Genomic DNA, 21,602 nt, shown 5'->3' on the forward strand with positions numbered 1-21,602 from the left:
CCATTGCGCAAAATTCCCCACTGCTGCCTCCCGTAGGAGTCTGGGCCGTGTCTCAGTCCCAATGTGGCCGATCGGCCTCTCAGCCCGGCTACCCGTTGTAGGCACGGTGGGCCGTCACCCCGCCGTCAACCTGATGGGCCGCGACCCCATCCCCCGCCGCCTGAGCTTTGCCGGAGGGGGCATGCGTCCTCTCCGGTTCGCCCGGTATTAGCCGCCCTTTCGGGCGGTTGTCCCGGGGCGGGGGGCAGGTTGGTCACGTGTTACTCACCCGTTCGCCACTCTATACGCGCCCGAAGGCGCCTTACTCGTTCGACTTGCATGTGTTAGGCACGCCGCCAGCGTTCATCCTGAGCCAGGATCAAACTCTCCGTTGAAGGTCCGGACTTGCGTCCGGCAACGTTTCAAGAATCGATCCGGGTTCCCCGGAGCTGTATGCTCCGTCCTGGCTTATATCTCTCACTCCACAGTATCCGGTTCTCAAGGTTCCCCCGGCCCCTCCCCGGCTTGCCGGTTCGGGCGGGTGCTCCGCGGTCCCCCGCGGCGCAAGGAGGTATAATACGCGCCTCCCCTATCCGAGTCAACGAAAATCTTCGATTTGGGGCAATTATTTTCAAAATACTTTTCTGACTCAACTATTATTTCATTAATAATGCCTGATGGATTCCTTTAGTTTCTTTTTGCATGTTGCTTGATGCAATTGTGAATTATCTTCACAAATGACTTTCTTGCCTTTTAGATTGCTTTTATCACTATGCAGCGAGCATGCTGGTTTGGCGCACTTTGCGTGACTAACCGTCATATCAGATACAGTAGAAAAAAGAACGTGCATCTCCCCTATATATTATGTAAGAAGGTGCGACATGATTCGTTTAGCCAAGACCCTTATAGGTTTAGCACTCGTAGCCGTTGTGGGAATAGGAGCATTCTCGCTTTTCTCCGGATCAAGTTTCTTTGACGACGCAGTGGATCAAGCAACTGCCAGCGTAACCAATGCGGCCATCGATGCTTCTGGAATCAAGGAAACCATCCAGAACGCTCTTGATGCGAACGCCGAGTCCATTGCATCGGCGCTAGGCGTGAGCGTCCAGGATGCTCGTGACATGATAAGCAATTTAGATGTAGCATCGTGGCAGGCAACCTCGCTTCCAAGCGATGCGCAAGCATCGGGGAGCTACAGCGCCTCGTTCGACGGAGCGTCTGCGAACATCACCACATACGAAAACCCGTCCTATATTACTGTTGAGGCCTACGGGCAAAGCCTCACCCTTTCCGTACCGGAGAGCGCGCAGGAGTACGTGCCGTATTTGGCTTATCTGCAGTAAATGAAAGCATATACATATATAGATAGACTAAAGACGGCAACAGGAGCATTTCCAGGTTGCCGCCTTTTGGCGCAGAGCTGCTATGCGACTTGACGCCCGGTAGCCCTTAGGGCTCAAATTCATGCGGAGAGATGCGCATTACCCCTTGGTCATTGGTTGATTGACAATACCGAGAGACACTGCCGCAGACAAGCGCTAAAAAGAAAGCGACCCGGCGCAAGAGCCGGGTCGCTTTTGGAACGAATGAAATAGTGGAACGCGAATGCTTACATGCCACCGCCCATGGCCATGATGGCAACCGTGGGAATACCAAGCGCAAGCACCAAGATGATGCACACCACGATCGTGAAGATCTTCTTGGTGCGTTCAGCGGCAACGCGGCGAACGCGCTCCGCCTCTTCGCGGCGCTTCGCCGCCTCGATGCGGGCAGCTTTTTGCTTGGCAGACAACTTCTGCTGGGCCATGCTAGTCCCTCAACTTCCCACGAATCTGAACAGCTCGATGGCCGACAGACGACATGTCGATATCGTTGTACCACACGCCGCCGCGCTCGTAGCGAGGCACACCGCCCACCATGGTGAACAGAACGTCGGCAGAAGCAGCGCCCGTGACCACAGCGGTCACCGGATCAACAAGCGGCGTCTGGCGAGAGCCAGACAGATCGATTGCGATGATGTCGGCGCGCTTGCCCGGTTCGAGGCTGCCAATTTCGTCATCCATGCGCAGTGCGCGAGCACCGCCGATGGTGGCGAGCTCGAGCATGGTTGCAGCACTCAAGAACTCATCGCGATACACCGAACGATGGATGAGCATGCCCAGGCGCATCTCGGTGAACATATCCGCCGAGTCAGTTGCGGCAGGCGAATCGGTGCCCAGGCCAACGCGAATACCGGCTTGCAGGAATTTGTGCAGCGGCGCCAGACCCATGCCAAGCTGCGCGTTGCAGCGCGTGCATACGGCGATAGCGACGTCGTGTTCCTTGAGCTTGAAAATGTCCATGTCGTCCACATGGACGCAGTGAACAGCGAGAACGTCCTTGCTGTTAAATGCATCCCAGTTGAGAGCGTAGTTGACCGGGGTCACACCCGTGGGAAGCCACATGGGGCGGTCGGTCAGGCTGTCGTTTCCACCCGAGATGCCGCGCACCGAAAGCGGCGTGGCGCCGTCGCGGATGTAGCGAAGCTCTTCGTAGCTACCAGCCACATGCATGGCAACCGGCAGGCCCATCTCCTCGGCGATGGCATTCACCTTGGAAAACACCGTGGGATGGCAGGCATGTAGAGCCTTGGGCGCGATGCCGATAGTGACGCGGTCGGCATCAGATGCCTCGCGCCACGAGCGAACGTCGTTCACCGCGGCCTCAATCACGCTATCCACCTTGGCTTTTTCCGGAGCGCCGACGCTTCGGTAGACGACGGAGCGCAGGCCCATATCGTTCACGGCTTCGCACGAAGCACCCGTGCTGGTGAAGTCTGCCACGGTGGTAACGCCGCCGGAAAGCATTTCCATACAGCCGACGAGCGCTGAATCGTAGCGGTCATCGCGGCTCATCATGTCAGCCTTGGTGTGCTCCATGGCAAGCCATTCCGCGTATGGAACGTCATGCACGATGCCGCGCAGAACCGTGTACTCGAGATGAGTATGGCAGTCCACAAAGCCGGGCATGATGGCGGATTGTCCGAAGTCTCGCACCTCCTCCTGGGGATAGCGTGACTTCATGCGTTGGGCACCGCCGATCTCGACGATGCGCCCATCGCGCACCAGAACCGCACCATCATCGATAGGTTCGGACGTGACGGGGATGATATGTTCGGCAAGTAATAGCATGCGGATATAATAGCGCATCCCGTTTAAGCTATACTTGGCAGCCGGGTTAAAACCGTGCACGGCACGGGTTTATCGCCCAAAAAACCAGAATCATCATCCGAGCACACCACGAAAAGGCACCCGATTATGACCACGAGCCTCTCGAACGGCACCGACACTAACGAAACGAACGCGCAGACCAACGCCGCGACGCCCGCCGCAAGTGAGAAGACCTCTGGAGAGTATTTGCGCGAAGCCGCAAAAGCCTCCGTTGCAGGCGATGCGCCCAACGATATTCACGCCGGCCATACGGTGGTCGATACCGCAACCGGACAGGAGGCCTCCGCCGCCGTGTCCGAAGACCGCGTAAAGGAAATCTTCGGAGCCATCGCCAAGAAATACGACCGCTTCAATGCCGCCTCAAGCTTCGGCCTGTACAAGCGCTGGCTGCGGGCAACCACGGACGCCGCCGCATTGACGCCTGAAAGCAATCTTCTTGACCTTGCAGGAGGCACCGGCGATGTCAGCTACACGGCGGCGAGGCGCACTCCCCCCGCTCACATTCAGTTGACCGACTTCGTTCCCGAAATGCTCGATGTTGCTCGCGACCGCGCACGTCGGGGAGCGGCGTGTGGCGTGCCGGTTGATTTCGACGTGGTAGATGCGCAGAACATTCCCTACGAAGACAATTCATACGATTCCATCACCATGGCATACGGCATCCGCAATATACCCGACCGCGAGCAAGCGCTCGCGGAGACGTATCGCGTCCTCAAGCCGGGCGGCACCTTTGCCTGCCTGGAGTTTTCTACGCCGCCGAATCCGCTGTGGCGCGGCCTTTACTATATGTATCTCAAGACGATGATCCCATTCTGGGGCAAACTGTTCACGGGAGACGCCAAAGGCTTCGTGTACCTGGCAAACTCCATCCGAGCGTTCCCGGACCAGAAGACGTTTGCGGGCATGCTCGAAGCGACAGGGTTCGTCGACGTTTCCTGGAAGAATCTTGCAGGCGGCATCGTCGCCGTACACACCGCGCATAAACGCGCATAACAAAACCGACCACGACACGCAAAACGCCGCCCGGAAACCCGGACGGCGTTTTTGATGCGCTCTTGTGAATCGCGCGAGCGAAATGCGATTACTCGGAATCGTCCTCGTCGCCGACGAGCGCCTGGCACGTGACGAGCGTTTCGGCGTAGTCAGCCTTGTACGCTTCCACCTTTTGCTCGAGCGCGGCAAATTCCTCATCGTCGAGCTCGGCTGCATGGGCTTCGTCCAAATCGGCGAACCCGCCCGATTTGAGCGCTTCTTGCACCTGATAGGCGGCGTTCTGCTCGGCGCCATACCGGATACTTTTCTGATTGCCCAGGTTTAACGCGTTATAGCGAGCGTTTTCCTCAACGGCATCGTCGCCCGCCTCTTTTGCGGCACGCTCGATTGCCATCTGCTCATCAAACTTCTCCTGGAGGAAGCGAAGCTCGTTTTCCTGCCCCTTACGATACCGCTCAAGGCGTGCCACCTCGCGTGCGGCGCGAGCGCGCACGAGCTTCTCGCCTTCCGCCTCCATGGCGGGCAGCGCATCGACGAGTTCTTTCATGTGGTCGAACAACACATCCGCTTCGGGAGAATCGGGGGCGATGTCCTGCGCGGCGGTCGGTTTCATATCGTTCATGAATCGCCTTTCTTAATTGCTGGGCCGCAGCAAACGCAAACCCATTTCGTATGCGCCCCAGCATAGCAGAAGGCCCGCCGAAACGGGCCTTCAGAGGGAGGGGAGAAACTTCGGTACAACAACGCCGCGGAATACAGATCACCGAAAAAGTCGGCAAGGGCGAATCCGGCGCGTCGGGTTGGCCCGCTGCAGCCCCAGCGAACAGGTTTGAAGCCTGTTCGCTTCCCGTCTATACGACCGAGAGAGCGCTGGCGCCGCTAGCGCACCGAGGGAAGCAAGGGGCAAGCCGGCTGCCGGATTCGGCCGCAGCGTCAAGTAGTTCGCCGGCTGGCAGGCCGGCGAACCAGCACTAAGCCTTGACTTCGTCGTAGACGCCGGCGAGCTGCTCGCCCAGGCACTTGCCCTCTACCAGGCAGCGACCGTGGCTGTTGCCCTGGATGTTGATGGGATAGTCGTAGGCGTAAATGTCGCCTGCGCAGTTGCCGATGGCATACAGGCCGGGGATGGGCTGGTTCTCGGCATTCAGCACTTCGAAGTTATCGGAAATGTGGATGCCGCCCACGATAGCCAGCAGGCCGGGGCCCAGCTTGACGGCGGTGAAGGGGCCTTCCTCGACCGGGAAGAGGTAATGGGATTCCTTATAGAAGTCCACATCCTCACCGGCATGGCACAACTCATTGTAGCGCTCGATGGTGGCCTTGGCGGTCTCTACGTCAACGTCGAGCTGAGACAGGAGCTCGTCGAGGGTGTCGGCGCGCTTGTAGTTGTCGGGGGTGTCGGTCAGGCCCGCCTCGATGGTCTCCTTGTGAGACGCGGTGGCGTCCTCGGGCTTGGTGCCCACAGCGCGGAAGCTGTCCCAGAACATGCCGCCGCCGAACTCGAGGGAAGCGGTGTTGTCGGCCTCCCAGTTGGCATCGAAGATGGACCAGCAGTGGTCGTAGCCGCCGTTGACCATGGTGCCCACGCACTTGCCCTGCACCCAGGTGGCCTCGTTCATGAAGCGCTTGCCGTCGGGGCTGATGAACAGGAACGGGCCGGAGAACATGCCAGCAGCCTGAGGATGCATCATCGTGGGCCACGGGCCGTCCTGGAAGGCGCCGCCCACCCAAGCAGCCATGTTGTGGCCATCGCCGGTGTTGCCCTGGTCGGAGCACAGACGGGTCATGACCTTGTTGGCGATGGGGCAGAACTCGTTGATGTACTCGTCGTTGTAGCTCACGTCGCCGGTGGCAAGTACGACGCCCTTGGAAGCGTTGTACTGCACATAGCCGTTCTCGGTCTCGCAAATGGCACCGGTCACAGCGCCGGAATCGTCCTGCACCAGCTGGACGGCGGGGCTGTTGTACACGATCTGGAAGTTGCCGGTTTCCTCGGCCTTGGCCAAGAACAGGTACTCCACATAGGTGGCGACAGAAACGTTCTCACCGGTGGTCTGGCCGCCGAAGATCATGTGGTAGCAATCGACCTCGGGGTGCACAGCGCTGCTGGAGCCAACCGTAACCATGCAGGATGCGCCATCGGACTCGGCGACATCGAGCAGCCAGTTCATGCAGCGCTCAGACTCGCGGAACCACTTGCCCACGAGGGACTCGCGACAACGACCGCCGCACGTGGCAACCCAGCGCTCCATCTCGATGGGCTTGTCGACCTTGATGCCCAGCTCGTCGAGCGCACGGGAACCCACAGCGCCCGTACCGCCCACGCCGTGGCCGTTGGGGACGTTGTCCTTCTCCACCAGGATGACCTGGGTGCCGTTCTCGGCAGCGGAAAGCGCGCAGCAGGTTCCGGAATAGCCGGCGCCGATAATCAGGACCTCGGTCTCCACCGTCTCGGAGATGTCGGTGATGGGCTCGGGCTTGACCTCCCAGGTGTGCTGGCCGGATGCGGCCTCGCCCGTTGCGGAGCCGGAGCCGGAATCGGTGCTGCCGCCGCTCGACGCGGGAGCGCAGCCAAACAGGCCCAGAGCGGCCACACCGGCGGCGCCGATCGTTGCGCCTTTGAGCAGGTTGCGGCGGGAGATGCCCTTCTTAAGCTCTTCCATTGTTCCCTCCTACAGATCATGCGCGCCGGGCCTCCCGCCCGACACGCAACGAAGCCCGCGAAACACGAACCCCGTAAACGTGGCCAACCGCCTTGCGGCCGACCCGCACCCTCCCTTTGGATGCGACGAGGCACACCATACCCCCCAAGGCGCGAAGCCACACCCCATAAAGTATGTCGTTTTTATGTAAGGCCAGGTCAGAAATGGGTTATTTTATCCGATAAGATCGATGAGCTCCTGCTTTGAATGCACGTTAAGCTTGCGGTAGATGGCCTTGGTATGGCCACGAACCGTGTTTTCGGAAATGAACAATTTGCGCGCAATAGCGGGAACCGTGTTGCCGCGCAGCATAAGCGACGCCACCTCCGTCTCGCGCGGACTTAAAGGCTCCACGAGGTTCAGAGCGGAAAGGCGCTCCTCGAGGTTGGATTCGATCACGTCATCAAGGTTCGTCTCGTCGACTGAAGCCGCGATGACGGCAGCGCCCTTCCGCCGCGCGTCGTCCTTTCGCGACGCGGAGCTACGCGAGCGCGCTTTCTTTTCCGGAGCGGGCGCATCCGCGCCACGGGAGCCTTCGCCCTTGGCAGACGACGCATGGTCCGTTTTCATATCGTCGGCGGCGACATGTGCGTACGCAGCGTCTGTCGCAGCTTGAGCACTTTCGACACGGGAGCCAACATCAAGCGCCTCGCGCTCCCCGTGAGCAGAGGCGCCCACGGCACGAGGCTCCCTCTTCTTTCCCCTGCCTATCGAAATCACGAACATGGCCACGGCAAGCACGTAGATGCACACGAACAGAATGTCCACGACAAACGTCAAATCGTACAGCATGCTCCTATCGAGCCACTGCCCCACAAGGTCGCCGATGAGCAACGAAAGCAGCGTAGGACCCACGCACGTGGCATAGAGCAGAGAAGAGTGCATAGCGAAGCGACTCGCGTACACGGCGCATGTGATAAGAAGCAGAAGGTTTACCACTTCGAAGCCGAACATCGTGAAGGCCGAAGCCACGGGCAGCCACGTTGAGCCCAAAAACGTCGGCAGCAGGAAGGCGCCCGTCACCACGGGAAAGAGCACCTGATACACGCGCAACACATCGAAGCCTTTGTCTGAGAAAAGCTCGATGGCGGATACCGCGAGCGTTGCTACGCTCATGCCCGCCATGATGGCGACGAAGGAAGTGTCATTCGAATCGCCCGAGAGGTGCCCCACCAGACGCCACACGAAACCAATCGCGCACACGCAGAACACAGGCTTCCACATGTCGCGTGCGAGCATGCGCGAACGGGCGGGCGTCATGGGCTCGATTTCGTAAGGCTCGACCTCGCGCAGGCTCACGTAGAGCGTGTACACCGCGCAGGACGGAAGCACGACGACGGCGCACAGCACGGTCCATTCGAATGGAATGATGGTGACGAGCACGCACAACACCACCGAAACCGCAGCGGAAAGAGGAATGTATACCGTGGTGCGCGACGATCCTTCGGAAGCATAGAAGCTTTGCCACATGACGTAGAACGCGCCGACAGCCGCACCCACAAGCACGCCCGAGACGAACGCCGACGCAAACGAATACGAGCCGTAGAAAAAAGCAAGGTAATAAAGAAGCGAACCGGCAGAAAGGACCACGCCGGAGCCAATGGCAGCAGAAGGGGGAAATGCGAGATGGCGACGCGACCATGCCGCGGCAACGCACAGCGTAATCAGCGTGGTCACCTGCTTGATGGTGGAATACATCTCGTACTCGTCGCCGAATTGGGCCGATGGGCCCGAAAGCGCCGTGAATGTGATTGCCCAGAAGAAGCAGAAGCCCAGGTGATACCACCTCAGGCTCCGAACGATTCCTTTTGCTTGGGCGACTGACAAGGTTCCCTCCTTGATTTTATAATGTCGCAGTATAGACCACAAAGGCTCATGCGAGGCGCCACAAGCCGATGGCCGTGGGCATCGCGCGAGAAAACGCAGCGTAAAAGGATCCGGCTCTGGCGGTACGGTGGAGCCGGCCCTGGCGGTGCGGCAGATGAATTCGCGGGCCGGAATCGGCCCAGAATGCAACAAATCCCGATATGCTGCAGTTTGCGCGGAGCTTGCAAAGTAGATCGAATTTGAAAATTGCGTATCCCCAGTTCACATGGGTGCACGATTGCGCCCTACTGAGCCGTTGGGCAAAAAACTGCAGCAAATCGCCTTTTGTTTCGCATTCGCATACAACTAGACGCACCGGATTCCTTGTTTTGGCTCCAATCGCGCACAAAACAGCACGAAACACCGGCGCTCTTGTACAATACGCGCATGATTTATAAAGACAAACATACCCGGCGCACAGACGCGCAACCCAAAAGGACGAGTCTTGCAACATGTGGCGTTGTCATCGCCGTTCTTGCCATCGCGTGCGCCCTCATTGCGTTGGGCATCTTGGGCGAAGCACCGCATGATGTGTGGCAACGAGCCGCCATGGTGTGCTATGAGTGCATAGGGATTGGCTGATGGCGGACGGGAACAACAAGGGACGCTCGGGTAAGGGGCCGGGGGCCAAAAGGCACCTGATTCAGCTCTTGGCCGCCCTCCTCTACAACCTCGATTTTCAGAGCATCGCAACCCTTTCGGTGGGACGTGCGCCTTCGAAAAGCGTATGCGCGCCTGGCCTGCATTGCTATTCGTGCCCGGGAGCCGCAGCCGCCTGCCCCATCGGATCGCTGCAACAGGCATTCGCCTCCTCGTCGCTTCCCATGGGATTCTATGTGGGTGGCACGCTCCTTGCATTTGGCGCATTAGCGGGTCGCACTATTTGCGGCTGGGCGTGCCCGTTCGGGTTTTTGCAGGACATGCTCGACAAGCTGGGGCGGGCTTTGCATATCCCCGAGGTGCGCAAAGGCACATGGAGCCGAAGGCTCTCGTGGTTCAAATACGTCATGCTCGCCCTGGTGATCGCAGGGCCCTTGATCACGCTCGCGAACGACGGCCTGGGCAAGCCCCTCTTCTGCTCGCTGGTATGCCCCGCCGGAACGCTACCCGGCATAGCGCTCGTGGCCTCGAGCCCTTCGCTTCAGGGCATGGTAGGGCTTTTATTCTCTTGGAAAGTGAGCCTGCTGCTTGCCCTTGTAACAGCCGCCCTGTTTCTATATCGACCATTTTGTCGATTCCTTTGCCCGCTAGGCGCGCTTTACGGATTCTTCAATCGCTTCTGCGTTTTGAGGTATGTCGTAGACGCTACCGCGTGCACCAACTGCGGCGCATGCGTAGAGACATGCCGTATGGACGTTAGGCAAGTGAGCGACCGCGAATGCATCCAATGCGGAGCGTGCAAAGACGCCTGTGAATTCGGAGCCATCCGGTTTAGCGTCGGCATGCGCAAGCGCGACGCTTCACCGCAAGCCCCATCAGTCGAAAGGACCCATCATGACGAATAACGAGCAGAATCGAAAGGCCGGCAGCGCCAACCCTAAAATCATCCTCGCCGCAGTCGCCGTAGTGCTCGTGGTGGCGTTCATCGTGATCTCCCAATTCACGGGAGGAAACGCGTCACAGAACGATGATTATGACGGCATGGGTTCACGCACGCAAAGCTCCCAAGCCGCGAGCGATTCGAGCTCTTCCGAAGCGCCCGACGTGACGCTGAACCTCGTTGACGGCACGCAGAAACAGCTTTCCGAATCACGAGGACACGTGGTCATCTTGAGCTTCTGGGCCACCTGGTGCCCCTACTGCATCGAAGAGATGCCCGACATCCAAAAAATCACGGAGGATTATGAAGGCGTAGAGGCAATTCTGGTGAATTGCGGCGAAGACGCGCAAACCGTGGAAGATTTCATGGCGGAGAATTCCTATGATTTTACGTGGGCGCTTGACGAGGATTACGCAGTACAGAGCACCTACCCCACCAGCGGTATTCCGTATACCCTGGTCATCGACGCAGAGGGTAACGTGGTGCAAGCGTTCAGCGGATCGAAAGCCAGCGGCATGTACAACGATTTCGCCGCAGCCGTAGAAGAGGCGATGGAGTAACGGAGCCCCATACCGTCCTCAAACAAAACGAGCTCCCGCCATTTGGGAGCTCGTTTTGCGTAGAAAGCCTTCGAGTCGCTAGACGGAACAACGAGCGGGTGCGGGGTGTGTCGCATTGGCCCACCGCAGCCCCAGCGAACAGGCCAGTGGCCTGCTCAGTCTCAAACTATGCGCCCGAGAGGGTGCGTGCCGCTTGGCGGCACCGCACGGGCCGAAGGGAGCAGAAGGGCCAAGATGGCGTGCACCGCCCGGGCAACGTCGCATTGCCTGCTTGGGGGTTCTGCCGGCTGGCAAGCCGGCAGAACGAACACTAGTGACGGAAGTGGCGGTGCCCGGTGAACACCATGGCGATGCCATGCTCGTCGCACGCCTGGATGCTCTCCTCGTCGCGAACACTGCCGCCGGGCTGGATGATGGCGGTCACGCCAAAGCTCGCCAGCGTGTCGATATTGTCGCGGAACGGGAAGAACGCGTCGGATGCTGCAACCAGGCCCGTAGCCTCAACGCCCATGCGCTCGCACGCTTCATGTGCGCGCTCGCACGCCAGACGCGCGGAATCCACACGGTTGGGCTGACCGGGGCCCATGCCGATGCCGGCATGATTCTTGGACACCAGAATGGCGTTGGACTTCACGCCCTTGCACACCTTCCACGCAAACAGCAGCTCGTGCATCTCGTCATCGGTGGGCTTGCGCTTGGTGGGCACGGTGAACTCAGCGGGGTCCTCGTTCACGCGATCCACGCACTGGGCCAGCATGCCGCCGTCAACGCTGCGGAACTCGATCGCCGCGGGCGCATCCACACCGCCGGTGCGCAGCACGCGCAGGTTCTTCTTCTGCTGAAGAAGCTCGAGCGCCGCCGGCTCGTAAGAGGGCGCAATAAGCACCTCGACGAACTGCTTGTTGGCGTTCATGTGCTCGATCATCTCGAGCGTTACCTCCACGTTTGCCGCAATGATGCCGCCAAACGCGCTCTTGGGATCGCATGCGAACGCCTTGTCGTAGGCCTCGGCGACGGTGGCCGCCACGGCGCTGCCGCAGGGGTTCTGGTGCTTAAGGATAACCACTGCAGGCTCGTCGAACTCGCGCACGAGCGACCAGCAGGCATCGGTATCCAGAATGTTGTTGTACGAGAGCTCCTTGCCGTTGAGCTGCTCGGCGTTCACCAGGCTGTGCTCGCTAGCGAAATCGTCCAGACGGTAGAACGCAGCGGTCTGATGCGGGTTCTCGCCGTAGCGCAGGCCTTGCTGCTTGACCAGATGGAGGTCACATTCCGCCGGAGGCTCGGTAGGCCACGCCACCCCTTCGCCCAGCTGGCCCTCAAGCCAGCGCGCAATGGCGCCGTCGTAGGCGTTGGTGGTTTGGAACACGCGAAGCGCCAGCTTGCGGCGGGTTTCCAGCGTAGTGCATCCGTCGTTGGCGCGCATCTCCTCGAGGATGGCGTCATAGCTGGCGGGATCGGTGACCACCGCAACGGAAGCATGATTCTTCGCCGCAGAACGCAGCATGGAGGGGCCTCCGATGTCGATGTTCTCAATGCAGGTATCGAAATCGGCGCCGGACTCGACCGTTTTTTCAAACGCGTAGAGGTTGACCACCACCATGTCGATCATGCCGATGCCGTGCTCCTCGGCCTGGCGCATATGCTCGGGATTGTCGCGCTTGGCAAGCAGGCCGCCGTGCACCTTGGGATGAAGCGTCTTGACGCGACCGTCCATCATCTCGGGGAAGCCGGTCAGATCGTCGATAGGACGAACGGGAACGCCCGCCGCCTCAATCGCCTTTGCCGTGCCGCCCGTGGACACGATTTCAACGCCGAACTCATCATGGAGCGCCTTCGCGAATTCAGCCACGCCGGTTTTATCCGTGACCGATACGAGCGCCCGCTTGATTTGGGGATTTCCCATGCCGCCGCCTTCCCTTCTTGATTGTGATTGCTCTGACCCCACGATTATACGCGGTGAGCAGGCTCAGAAACGGCGCAGCGCACCAGTGCGCGAAAAAGCCCCATGTGCGGTGCACGGAGACACGACAGCATAAAGGAGCGAACATAAACACCGGGCGCATTTCCATTGATACAAAATTGACCTGGAAATATTAGCTATCACCAGGTCAACAAACACTTATAAGATTTTAGATTGACGTTTCACCACGAAGAGCCGCCGATGGCATAGCGTTTACCACACATCGCCCTCATGCTTGGCGCGAGCCTCTTCGCTGTAGCGCTGGCGATAGCGCACGTCCACGAGCTCGGCCACGATGGCGATGGCCAGCTCTGCGGGCGTTTTGGCGCCGAACTTCAGCCCAATCGGGCGCTTGACGCCATCCCATTGTTCCTCGGTCATGCCTTCCTGGATGCATAGGTCATGCACGCGATTGTTTTTGCCTTTGCAGCCCATCATGCCCACATAATGCACGCCGTGGCGCACCGCCCACAGGCAGCTCTCGGGATCGTGCATGTGACCGCGCGTGAGCACGCACACGTAGTCATCCTGCGACGGGGCATGCGAATCGAGCTCATCGAAGGAATTGAGCAGCGTGCGTTCGGCATCTGGGAAGCGCGCTTCAGAGAGGTAGCTCGCATCATCGTCGATCACCTCCACATCAAAGCCTACGTGATGAGCAAGCGCAGCAACCTCCACGGCAACGTCGCTCGCACCGGCAAGCCACACCTTCACGGAATCGAACAGCTGCGTCGACACCCAGGTGAGCCCTTCGAACTGATCGTTGTGCATGGAGGGGCCGCGCGTGACATCCTTCATCTGGAAGAGGTCGCGCGGAGAGCACGGGCGGCCTGCAACGACCTCTTTGGCGTCGTTGCAGAAAAACACCAGATCGCACCCGTCGGCGCTACCTACGTCGCCGTACTTCTTGGTGACTTCGTTATCCACGTTAGCCTGCGCGGCGGCGGCATCGGTTACCACCTTGAAGCCGATCCAGGCCATATCGCCTTCGTCCATGGCGCGGGCGGCGCGCTCGAACACGCAGGCATCTTCCGGACCGAGCGACGCGGCGATGCGCGCAAGCGCCTCGGGCGAGGTGCGCGGATCTTCACTGGCAGCCTCGGCAGAAAAGCACGGGAAATCTTCAGGGCTCAGTTCAGGCGTGCAGCCGGCCTTCAGGTCTTCAGCAATCGCAAGCAACGTATTTCGAAGCATTGCGCATCTCCCTCTATTCGATAATCCACTACTCAACCGGCTTTGGGGCGTTCAATACGCGCGCTGCCGATGCGCTCGCCTTGCGTTGCCGATGCGCTCGCCTTGTATTGCCGCTCAAGTGCTTGCCTACAACGGACCCAAGCGAGCTCAACTGGCCTTGGAGCGTTCAATACTTACATTGAGCGATACGCGTTGGCGAATAACGCAAGAATTGAACTCTTTTTGAACTGGCTTCATTTCAGCAAACGGCAAAACACCAGGTCACAGTTTTCCAATGAGCGAAAAAGCCGGAATTGCACGCCACCGCAGTTCAATACTTAATTCAAGCGAAGACGAACTGCATTTGCTGTAAGTATTGAACTCAACGGATGCCGGCGCGTCAAGTTCACGCTGGAACCTGCGCGCGGCATGGTTATGAAATATGCACCTTGCGATCGTCGCCTACGCTTACGCGACCGGCGGCTATCCAGCGCAGCACCTCAGGGTACAGCTCATGCTCCACGGCATGGATTTTTTCCTCGAGCGACTCCAACGTGTCGTCCTCGGCAATGTCAACCGCACGCTGCGCCACGATGGGGCCCTTATCGTATTCGGCGTTGGCGAAGTGCACGGTAACGCCCGTCACCTTCACGCCCGCATCGAAAGCGTCGCGGATGGCGTGCGCGCCCTTGAACGAAGGCAGCAACGCAGGATGCAGGTTGAGCACGCGATCGGGGAACGCCACCAGCACCGCCTCGCCGAGCATGCGCATATAGCCTGCCATGACCACGTAGTCACAACCCGCATGTACAAGCTCGGTGGCGATGACCTCGTTGGCGATATCGGGGTCGGCATAGACATCCTTGGACAGCGCGATGGTTTGAATGCCCGCTTCTTTGGCGCGCACCAGGCCGTACGCATCGGGACGGCTGGAGATAACCACGCGGATTTCCGCATCAAGCGAGCCCTCCGCGATCGCATCGATGATCGCCTGCAGATTGGTTCCCGATCCCGAAATAAGAACGCCCAGTTTGACTGTCATGTGCATCTCCGTTCATGATTGCCGCAAAGCGGCCCTCGCTATGGCTGAGCATATTATCGCCCATGTTGGTATTCGCATGCCAATGAGGCGGATGGAATGGGATTCGCGCCGCAAATGGGCACAAACGGCATTCCTATGCGAAAAAGGGTGAACGACTCGCGTCCACCCTTTTGGCTGCATCGTATTGCGCCTCTACTTTTGGTACTTGACCTCGCCCTTGCCCGGCACAATCTCGCCGATGACCAGCGGGTCCTCGCCGTCTTCGCGCAGCTGCGCCATAACGGCGTCCACCTGGGAAGCGTCCACAATCAACGCCATACCGATACCCAGGTTGAAGGTCTTGAGCGCTTCTTCGCGCGTGAGCCCCGCGGCATCCACCGCCATCTGCACGATGGGCGGCACCGGCCAAGATGCATCATCCACCAAGGCGTCCAACGTGCTCGGCAGCGCGCGATTGAGGTTCTCGGTCATACCGCCGCCGGTAATGTGAGCAAGTGCATGCACCGCACCCGGCAGTGCGCACAGGCAGGAGAGCACGGGCTTCACGTAGATGCGCGTGGGGGCCAGCATGGCCTCGCCCAGACTTACGCCGCCCAGCTCAGGCGGGCAGGCGGCCAGATCCTCGGGCGTCTTGCCCTCCACCATGACCTTGCGCACGAGCGAATAGCCGTTGGAGTGAAAGCCGCTTGACTTAAGGCCGATGATCACATCGCCCTCGCACACCTTTTCGGGGCCGATCATCTTGGGACGATCAACCACGCCCACGGTGAAGCCGGACAGATCGTAATCATCGGGATCCATCACGCCGGGATGCTCCGCCATCTCGCCGCCGATGAGCGCGCAGCCCGCCTGCCGGCAGCCCTCGGCGATGCCGCCCACCACAGTTGCCACATGCTTCTTGCGCAATTTGCCGATGGCGATGTAGTCCAGGAAAAACAGGGGTTCGGCGCCGGCGGCCAGAATATCGTTCACGCACATGGCAACCAGGTCGATGCCCACCGTGTCATGCTTGCCCAAAAGCTGTGCGAGCTTGAGCTTGGTGCCCACGCCGTCGGTTCCGGAGATGAGGATGGGGTCCTCCATGCCCTTGAAGGCTGCGGCGCTGAACAGACCGCCAAACCCGCCGATATCGCCGATGACCTCGGGGCGATAGGTGGAATGCACCGCCTCTTTGATGGCGTCTACCGCAGCGGCGCCCTCTTGGATGTCAACGCCGGCATCGGCATACGTGATCTGGCTCATGACTTATTCCCCTTTCGTCAGAAACGCGGTCTTGGTGATGGATTCGGGCAGCGCCACGGGATACTCGCCCGTAAAGCACGCCTCGCAGAACGTCTTATGCTGGGCGTTTCCGCACGCTTCGCGCAGGCCCGCAAGCGAGATGAACGCCAGCGAATCGCACCCGATGAACGCGCACATTTCTTCATTGGTCATATTAGCAGCAATCAGCTGATCCTGCGTGGCGGTGTCGATGCCGTAGAAGCACGGCCACATAACCTCGGGGCTCACGATGCGCAGGTGCACCTCTATAGCGCCCGCCGCACGCAGCATGCTCACGAGCTGCTTGGATGTATTGCCGCGCACGATGCTGTCGTCGATGACCACGATGCGCTTGCCACGCAGCACGCTCGGCAGCGGGTTGAGCTTGATGCGGATGCCCATCTGGCGCATTTCCTGGGTGGGCTGGATGAACGTACGACCCACATAGCGGTTCTTCACGATGCCGTCGGTGAATTCGAGACCGCTCGCCTCGGCGTAGCCCAAAGCTCCCGGCACGCCGGAGTCAGGTACGCCCAGTACCAGATCGGCATCGACCGGAGCCTCGCGCGCCAGCACGCGGCCCATCGCGCGACGCGCCTGGTACACGCTCTGGCCGTCTATCACCGAATCGGGGCGGGCGAAATACACGTACTCGAAAATGCAGCCGCGCGGTTCGGCGGGCTGAACCGCTTGCAGCGTTGAGATGCCCGTCTCATTGATGCGGATGATCTCGCCGGGGTTCACGTCGCGCACGAACTCGGCGCCCACGATATCGAGGCCGCAGGTCTCCGACGACACCACCCAGCCGCGATCGCCGGGCAGCTTGCCCAAGCATAGCGGGCGGATGCCGTGCGGATCGCGGAAAGCGTAGAGCGCCGTAGGGCTGGCGAGCACCATGGCGTAGGCGCCCTCAATGGTTTCCATGGCGCGCTGGATGCCGTCGGTCAGGTGATGGGTCTCGCGCGTCACGTAGCCGATGACCTGGCACGCCACCTCGCTATCGGTGTTGGAACGGAACTGAACTCCCTTGGCAATGAGATCGGCTCGAATGCTGTTCGTGTTCACGAGGGTGCCGTTATGCGCGAGCGCAATGAGCACTTCGTCGATGGCGGACATATGAGGCTGCGCGCTCATCCACGAGGCGCCTCCGCTGGTGGCATAGCGGCAATGGCCCACCGCGACGCGCCCCTTGAGCGCCGCGAGCGCGCTCTCGTCGAACACCTGCGTGACCAGCCCCAAATCCTTGGTAACGGTCACGGTTTCGCCATCGCCCACCGCGATACCCGCGCTCTCCTGGCCACGGTGCTGCAGCGCCTGCAAGCCGAAACACGTAAGCCTTGCAACATCGTCGGTCTGGGAATACACGCCGAATACCGCGCATTCCTCCTCGGGACGGTCCGGCGCCTCGCCGGGAAAGATGGACGTCGCCACAGGTGTCTACCCTCTTTCTCTCTCAGATATCAAATAGGCGCGCTAGGCTGCCTGCTGATCCTCTCCGCCGTTATTGGACGCCTCGTCGGATGCGGCATCCTGGCCCTCGTCCGAAGCGTCACCGGACTGGTCGCCCTCTTGCTGGCCGGCCTCGTCACCCTGATCGCTCGATTCCTGCGTTTCTGCTGTTTGGGCATTCGTGGGAACTGCGGTTTCCACCACGCCGCCGAACAGCACCGCACGCGTGGTCGCATAATCGTCGCCGCACGTGATGAGCGTGAACAACTTAGAGATGCTGCCCAGGTCGACATCGGTCGCCTTAGCGGTAGCCGCATCTATGCGTTCCTGGGCGTATTGGGCCAGCGTCGCCGAATCGGCGAACGTCGGCTGGATGATGGACGTTTCGGTATTGGCCACCACGTCGAGCGCGAGCGCGGTGCAGCGGTAGTTGCAGGTAGGCGTAAACACGTAGAACGTGCGCGCCGCGTCGAAAGCCGCCTGGTCCTCCATGGCCACGAGATGCGCGAACATCGTGTCGTCGTTCATGTTGTGGCCATAGATGAAGTTGTTGTCGTCGGAGAAATCAGGGCTGTTCACCACGGAAAGGAAGATGGCGCCCTTGCTCACGATGCCGCCCTCGTTTCCGGCGAAATCTTTGCGTAGATACTCCTCGTCGGAATCGCCCCGCACCACGGGATAGTCGATAGAGGTACCCGGCATGTAGATCCATGCGACGGTATCGGGATTCTGTGCCAGAAGCGCATCCCAATCCACCGTCATGTCGGCAAGCGCATTTGCCTCGGTGGCCACGTTAGCGCTTTGGGCGATTTCGTCGTAGGTCTTGGTACCGCTGTAATAGCCCCAAGCGATAACGCCCAAAATTGCCAGGCACGCTACCAGCACGAGCGAAGCGATCACCAATACGACCGTCCATATGCGACGCTTGCCGCGGTTGCGCGAATCCATCATCTGACGGCCGTAATTGGCCCGCGAGTAGGTATTGAAGTTTTGCGCGGCGTTGGTAGAAACGCCGCTCACGTCCCACTGGTCAGCAGGAGGATTGACAGGAGGCAGCACGCCACGCGAGGCGGGGCGAGCCTGGCCGGGGCGATCCTGACTTGGGCGAGCCCGATCAAAGCCTTGGCCGGGGCGAACCTGGCCGGGGCGAGCCCGATCGCCGGAACGAGACTGCGCCGGCTGGCCATACGGCGGTCGCGCACCGCTCGTCTGACGCGCGCCAAAATCCGCCGAATGAGAAGCGTCTGACGCGGGCGGCATACGGCGCCCCCCTTGTGGAGCGCCGGCGGACGCGCCGCGACGGGCGTCCTGGGACGCGCCTGAAGCGGGCCGTGCGTGCCTGCCGCGATACGGTTGTTCGTCACGTGAGTTCATAGTGGCTCCTATGATAGATAACGCAAAGGCGGGACATGCCCCTAAAAGGACATATCCCGCCCGAATACATCGCTTTGCCAAACCTCCGCGTCATTTCTGCCCAATGAGCGGGGTGGGTACTCACTTATTTCTTCTTCATCTCGTCGATGAAGCCCTTCGCGATGAACGCGACGATAATGACGACGATGATAGCGGCGATGATCCAGATTGCCTCCATGGGCAGAAAGCTCATTGTTCTCCTCCTTGGGTAAACGCCTGCGGCGCCCGAGCAAGCCCGAATGCGCCACATGCTTTCATATAAGTATCTTCAAGCTGTTGCAATGATACCGCACCAAGCCATTTCGCGCGACCCGGGGTTAGATTAGTTGACGAACCGACACCCGAACGCCCCTTCCCCGCTCGTGCTCAATCCTCCAAATCCGCAATCTCTCCCATATCGGGAATCCAAACGCTTGAGGCATCCACGCGCGCATCGGGATGTTCCGCCTGCCCGGCGATCGTGGAGGGAATGGTTCCTTCCAGCTGGCCGCGCACGCTTTCGGCACGCAGAAGACAGAACTTCTCGATGGTGTCCACCGCGAGCTCAAAGTCTTCATACGAGCAGAACGCCGTGGGGTCGCGCTCCACGTAGGGGGCGATCATGCGAAACGTCTCGGCCACCTTCGCCTCAAAAGCGCCGCTATCGAAATAGCTCGATAAGAAACCGGCGTAGAGCTCGTGGTACGCATCGAAGCTTTCACCGTATTTCATGAGATTGTGATACAGCGGACGATTAAACATGACCTCGCCTTCGGCAGGCGTGTCGATGGGATAGTTCACGTAGAGCTCGGCATCATTGATGGGGTCGGGCATGCCCAGCGAATATGTGGCGAACGCCAGGTTGTAGTCCCACGGAATCATGGCAAGCTCACCATCCTCCTCGTAGAGAAAATAATTATGCCCCGTGCGCCCAAGATAGCTATCCATGTTCACCACGAATGTTTGCACTACGAAATAGTGCAGCACCTCGTCGATGTTTACGACGTTCTCCAGATTCTCCCCCGTGGATAGGACGCGAAGCGATTCGACCAGCCGAGCCCGGTCGGCATCATCGGGGTCGAACTTCGCCGTGCGGAATATATTGTCATACAGCGCGGGATCGTCGCCCACATACCGCAGATGGACATCGTGGTTCTCGTCTTCAAGCGACTTGTAATCCGGTTTGTACAGCTGTCCGTAGTCAGGGCCGAAATTACGCTGCGCAAATGCCTCTTCGGGCTCTTCGATGGCAAGAAACAGCCCCCACGGCTCTCCGTTCACCGTCACCCAGGCATAGCTCGAAGCGGGCGTAGGCACGCCCATGTGCTCCATCATGTCGAACGCAAGGTGGTTCTTCATGTACGAATTGTCTTGAAAAGCGGCATCGAGCGAGAACTTGTCCAGCCCATAATAGCTCGCGCCTTGCGAGAAATGGTCGACCTCCACCTTGAGGCTGTAACGGGACAATCCGTATTCCTCAACCAAACGACGTGAGTTGTTGCCTTTGGCGCGCAGACCCACCGATTCGATAAGCTCACCGTCGATGACAAGATCGCACTCGACGTACTCCTCCTCGGGTGCCGCGGCGATGAACGCATCCCAATCGTCGATGCGTATATCCACCTCGTGCACGCGACCGTCGTCGAACAGGCGGCTCATATAGGGAGGGGATGCGGACGCGGGAGACAGGCCAAAGGTATATCCCGCGGCAAAGGCGGCGGCAACCGCCACGGCAAGAACCATGGCAATGACGCATGCTATCTCGAATCCGCGCGCCCTGAGCATTGAACGTCTGCTAGCCCATGTAGTCGCCGTTATAGGACACGAGCGCAGTATGCGTCACGCCCTCCATGGCGGCAAGATCGTTGACGAACGCCGAGGAGCCGTCTTTCAGACGAACCTCGTAGTTGAGCTCGATTGCCCCAGGAAGAACGCTCTTGCTTTTGAGCGATGTCGCCCGGGCTCGCTCCTTCACGAAGGCGCACGCGCGCTCCTCCGCCGCCTCGTCGGCACAGTGGAGCACTAAGATATAGGGCCTCTCGACCGTTTTACGCATAGAGATAACCAGCAGCACGAGGCCGATGAACATGCTGCCGAACACCGCGAGAGGAATGAGCCCCGCAGCCAACACGATGCCCGCCGCGATGCTCCAGAACAGAAAGACGATATCCATGGGCTCTTTGACCGGCGTGCGAAAGCGGACGATGGACAGCGCGCCCACCATGCCCAACGACAGCACCACATTGGTGGAGATAGCCAAGATCACGAGCGTGGTGACCAGGGTCAGCACGATAAGGCTCGCCCCGAAGCTCGCGGAATACATGACGCCCGAGTAGCTGCGCTTGTACACGAGGAAGATGAACATGCCCACGAGCAGCGCGAGCGCCATCGCGATGGCGGTGTCCACCACAGAAACCGACCCCACGCGTTCGAGAAAGCTTGAGTTGAATATGTCCTGGAACGTGGTCATTGAA

17 protein-coding genes and 1 rRNA gene are annotated in these 21,602 nt (G+C 59.8%); 4 read left to right on the forward strand and 14 right to left on the reverse strand.

All coding sequences use genetic code 11. The annotated features are described in order from the left end of the window. Window positions 1-374: ribosomal RNA gene (locus DMP06_RS05570) — 16S ribosomal RNA — on the reverse strand; the annotation flags it as partial. A 486-nt stretch (window positions 375-860) separates the two neighbouring features. Here DMP06_RS05570 and DMP06_RS05575 point away from each other — a divergent pair. Next, the gene (locus tag DMP06_RS05575) at window positions 861-1,322 is read left to right on the forward strand and encodes a hypothetical protein (protein ID WP_123208763.1); all 462 of its coding nucleotides are present in this window, start codon (window positions 861-863) and stop codon (window positions 1,320-1,322) included. A gap of 266 nt (window positions 1,323-1,588) precedes the next feature. On the opposite strand, the gene DMP06_RS05580 is transcribed toward DMP06_RS05575, so the two are convergent. Next, window positions 1,589-1,786: a CASC3 protein CASC3 gene (locus DMP06_RS05580; protein ID WP_123208764.1), complete on the reverse strand. Its 198-nt coding sequence runs from the start codon at window positions 1,784-1,786 to the stop codon at window positions 1,589-1,591. A 1-nt stretch (window position 1,787) separates the two neighbouring features. After that, the gene (locus DMP06_RS05585) at window positions 1,788-3,167 is read right to left on the reverse strand and encodes an amidohydrolase family protein (RefSeq protein ID WP_245962398.1); all 1,380 of its coding nucleotides are present in this window, start codon (window positions 3,165-3,167) and stop codon (window positions 1,788-1,790) included. A gap of 108 nt (window positions 3,168-3,275) precedes the next feature. Between DMP06_RS05585 and DMP06_RS05590 the strand changes: the two genes are divergently transcribed. Further along, on the forward strand, window positions 3,276-4,181 hold the full coding sequence (locus tag DMP06_RS05590; protein ID WP_123208765.1) for a class I SAM-dependent methyltransferase: 906 nt from the start codon (window positions 3,276-3,278) through the stop codon (window positions 4,179-4,181). An 88-nt stretch (window positions 4,182-4,269) separates the two neighbouring features. Here DMP06_RS05590 and DMP06_RS05595 read toward each other — a convergent pair whose 3' ends face one another. The 3 genes from DMP06_RS05595 to DMP06_RS05605 all read right to left on the reverse strand — a co-directional run bounded on the left by DMP06_RS05595 (window position 4,270) and on the right by DMP06_RS05605 (window position 8,710). After that, window positions 4,270-4,803: a DNA repair protein Rad50 gene (locus DMP06_RS05595; protein ID WP_123208766.1), complete on the reverse strand. Its 534-nt coding sequence runs from the start codon at window positions 4,801-4,803 to the stop codon at window positions 4,270-4,272. A 349-nt stretch (window positions 4,804-5,152) separates the two neighbouring features. Further along, the gene (locus tag DMP06_RS05600; RefSeq protein WP_123208767.1) at window positions 5,153-6,844 is read right to left on the reverse strand and encodes an FAD-dependent oxidoreductase; all 1,692 of its coding nucleotides are present in this window, start codon (window positions 6,842-6,844) and stop codon (window positions 5,153-5,155) included. Between the two features lie 213 nt (window positions 6,845-7,057). Next, entirely contained in the window at window positions 7,058-8,710 is a 1,653-nt protein-coding gene (locus DMP06_RS05605) for a helix-turn-helix transcriptional regulator (RefSeq protein ID WP_123208768.1), read from the reverse strand. Between the two features lie 620 nt (window positions 8,711-9,330). On the opposite strand from DMP06_RS05605, the gene DMP06_RS05615 reads away from it, so the two are divergent. Beyond that, window positions 9,331-10,254 carry a 4Fe-4S binding protein gene (locus DMP06_RS05615; RefSeq protein WP_123208770.1) on the forward strand — a complete coding sequence of 308 codons (924 nt, stop codon included), beginning with the start codon at window positions 9,331-9,333 and terminating at the stop codon, window positions 10,252-10,254. Further along, a complete protein-coding gene (locus tag DMP06_RS05620; protein ID WP_123208771.1) occupies window positions 10,244-10,849 on the forward strand; it encodes a TlpA family protein disulfide reductase in 606 nt (201 codons plus the stop codon). Before DMP06_RS05615 ends, DMP06_RS05620 begins: the two co-directional genes overlap by 11 nt. 310 nt (window positions 10,850-11,159) lie before the next feature. Here the strand turns inward: DMP06_RS05620 and purH are convergent, their stop codons facing one another. The 8 genes from purH to DMP06_RS05660 all read right to left on the reverse strand — a co-directional run bounded on the left by purH (window position 11,160) and on the right by DMP06_RS05660 (window position 21,598). Then, window positions 11,160-12,755 carry a bifunctional phosphoribosylaminoimidazolecarboxamide formyltransferase/IMP cyclohydrolase gene (purH, locus tag DMP06_RS05625; RefSeq protein WP_123208772.1) on the reverse strand — a complete coding sequence of 532 codons (1,596 nt, stop codon included), beginning with the start codon at window positions 12,753-12,755 and terminating at the stop codon, window positions 11,160-11,162. Window positions 12,756-13,025: 270 nt separating this feature from the next. Next, window positions 13,026-14,006: an XdhC family protein gene (locus tag DMP06_RS05630; protein WP_123208773.1), complete on the reverse strand. Its 981-nt coding sequence runs from the start codon at window positions 14,004-14,006 to the stop codon at window positions 13,026-13,028. Window positions 14,007-14,418: 412 nt separating this feature from the next. Then, the gene (gene purN, locus DMP06_RS05635) at window positions 14,419-15,033 is read right to left on the reverse strand and encodes a phosphoribosylglycinamide formyltransferase (RefSeq protein ID WP_123208774.1); all 615 of its coding nucleotides are present in this window, start codon (window positions 15,031-15,033) and stop codon (window positions 14,419-14,421) included. 186 nt (window positions 15,034-15,219) lie between these two features. Then, complete coding sequence (gene purM / locus DMP06_RS05640; protein ID WP_123208775.1) at window positions 15,220-16,269, reverse strand: phosphoribosylformylglycinamidine cyclo-ligase; 1,050 nt, start codon at window positions 16,267-16,269, stop codon at window positions 15,220-15,222. Between the two features lie 3 nt (window positions 16,270-16,272). Next, window positions 16,273-17,718, reverse strand: a complete 1,446-nt coding sequence (purF, locus tag DMP06_RS05645) for an amidophosphoribosyltransferase (protein ID WP_123208776.1) — start codon at window positions 17,716-17,718, stop codon at window positions 16,273-16,275. A gap of 42 nt (window positions 17,719-17,760) precedes the next feature. Next, window positions 17,761-18,996 carry a class B sortase gene (locus tag DMP06_RS05650; RefSeq protein WP_161957834.1) on the reverse strand — a complete coding sequence of 412 codons (1,236 nt, stop codon included), beginning with the start codon at window positions 18,994-18,996 and terminating at the stop codon, window positions 17,761-17,763. Window positions 18,997-19,515: 519 nt separating this feature from the next. Beyond that, window positions 19,516-20,913 (reverse strand): CotH kinase family protein, encoded by a 1,398-nt coding sequence (locus DMP06_RS05655; RefSeq protein ID WP_123208778.1) that lies wholly within the window; start codon window positions 20,911-20,913, stop codon window positions 19,516-19,518. Window positions 20,914-20,923: 10 nt separating this feature from the next. After that, window positions 20,924-21,598 (reverse strand): DUF4956 domain-containing protein, encoded by a 675-nt coding sequence (locus DMP06_RS05660; protein ID WP_123208779.1) that lies wholly within the window; start codon window positions 21,596-21,598, stop codon window positions 20,924-20,926. Window positions 21,599-21,602: the final 4 nt, after the last annotated feature.

It is taken from the genome of Slackia equolifaciens, assembly GCF_003725995.1.
Taxonomy (GTDB): Bacteria; Actinomycetota; Coriobacteriia; order Coriobacteriales; family Eggerthellaceae; genus Slackia; species Slackia equolifaciens.

Excerpts from the sequence above, each read along its gene's own strand:
- DMP06_RS05655 (WP_123208778.1), bottom strand. The coding sequence starts at position 20,913 with ATGCTCAGGGCGCGCGGATTCGAGATAGCATGCGTCATTGCCATGGTT.
- purM (WP_123208775.1), bottom strand. The coding sequence starts at position 16,269 with ATGAGCCAGATCACGTATGCCGATGCCGGCGTTGACATCCAAGAGGGC.
- DMP06_RS05600 (WP_123208767.1), bottom strand. The coding sequence starts at position 6,844 with ATGGAAGAGCTTAAGAAGGGCATCTCCCGCCGCAACCTGCTCAAAGGC.
- DMP06_RS05590 (WP_123208765.1), top strand. The coding sequence starts at position 3,276 with ATGACCACGAGCCTCTCGAACGGCACCGACACTAACGAAACGAACGCG.
- DMP06_RS05650 (WP_161957834.1), bottom strand. The coding sequence starts at position 18,996 with ATGCCGCCCGCGTCAGACGCTTCTCATTCGGCGGATTTTGGCGCGCGT.
- DMP06_RS05615 (WP_123208770.1), top strand. The coding sequence starts at position 9,331 with ATGGCGGACGGGAACAACAAGGGACGCTCGGGTAAGGGGCCGGGGGCC.
- purH (WP_123208772.1), bottom strand. The coding sequence starts at position 12,755 with ATGGGAAATCCCCAAATCAAGCGGGCGCTCGTATCGGTCACGGATAAA.
- DMP06_RS05595 (WP_123208766.1), bottom strand. The coding sequence starts at position 4,803 with ATGAACGATATGAAACCGACCGCCGCGCAGGACATCGCCCCCGATTCT.
- DMP06_RS05585 (WP_245962398.1), bottom strand. The coding sequence starts at position 3,167 with ATGCGCTATTATATCCGCATGCTATTACTTGCCGAACATATCATCCCC.
- DMP06_RS05660 (WP_123208779.1), bottom strand. The coding sequence starts at position 21,598 with ATGACCACGTTCCAGGACATATTCAACTCAAGCTTTCTCGAACGCGTG.
- DMP06_RS05620 (WP_123208771.1), top strand. The coding sequence starts at position 10,244 with ATGACGAATAACGAGCAGAATCGAAAGGCCGGCAGCGCCAACCCTAAA.
- DMP06_RS05575 (WP_123208763.1), top strand. The coding sequence starts at position 861 with ATGATTCGTTTAGCCAAGACCCTTATAGGTTTAGCACTCGTAGCCGTT.
- DMP06_RS05630 (WP_123208773.1), bottom strand. The coding sequence starts at position 14,006 with ATGCTTCGAAATACGTTGCTTGCGATTGCTGAAGACCTGAAGGCCGGC.
- DMP06_RS05580 (WP_123208764.1), bottom strand. The coding sequence starts at position 1,786 with ATGGCCCAGCAGAAGTTGTCTGCCAAGCAAAAAGCTGCCCGCATCGAG.
- purN (WP_123208774.1), bottom strand. The coding sequence starts at position 15,033 with ATGCACATGACAGTCAAACTGGGCGTTCTTATTTCGGGATCGGGAACC.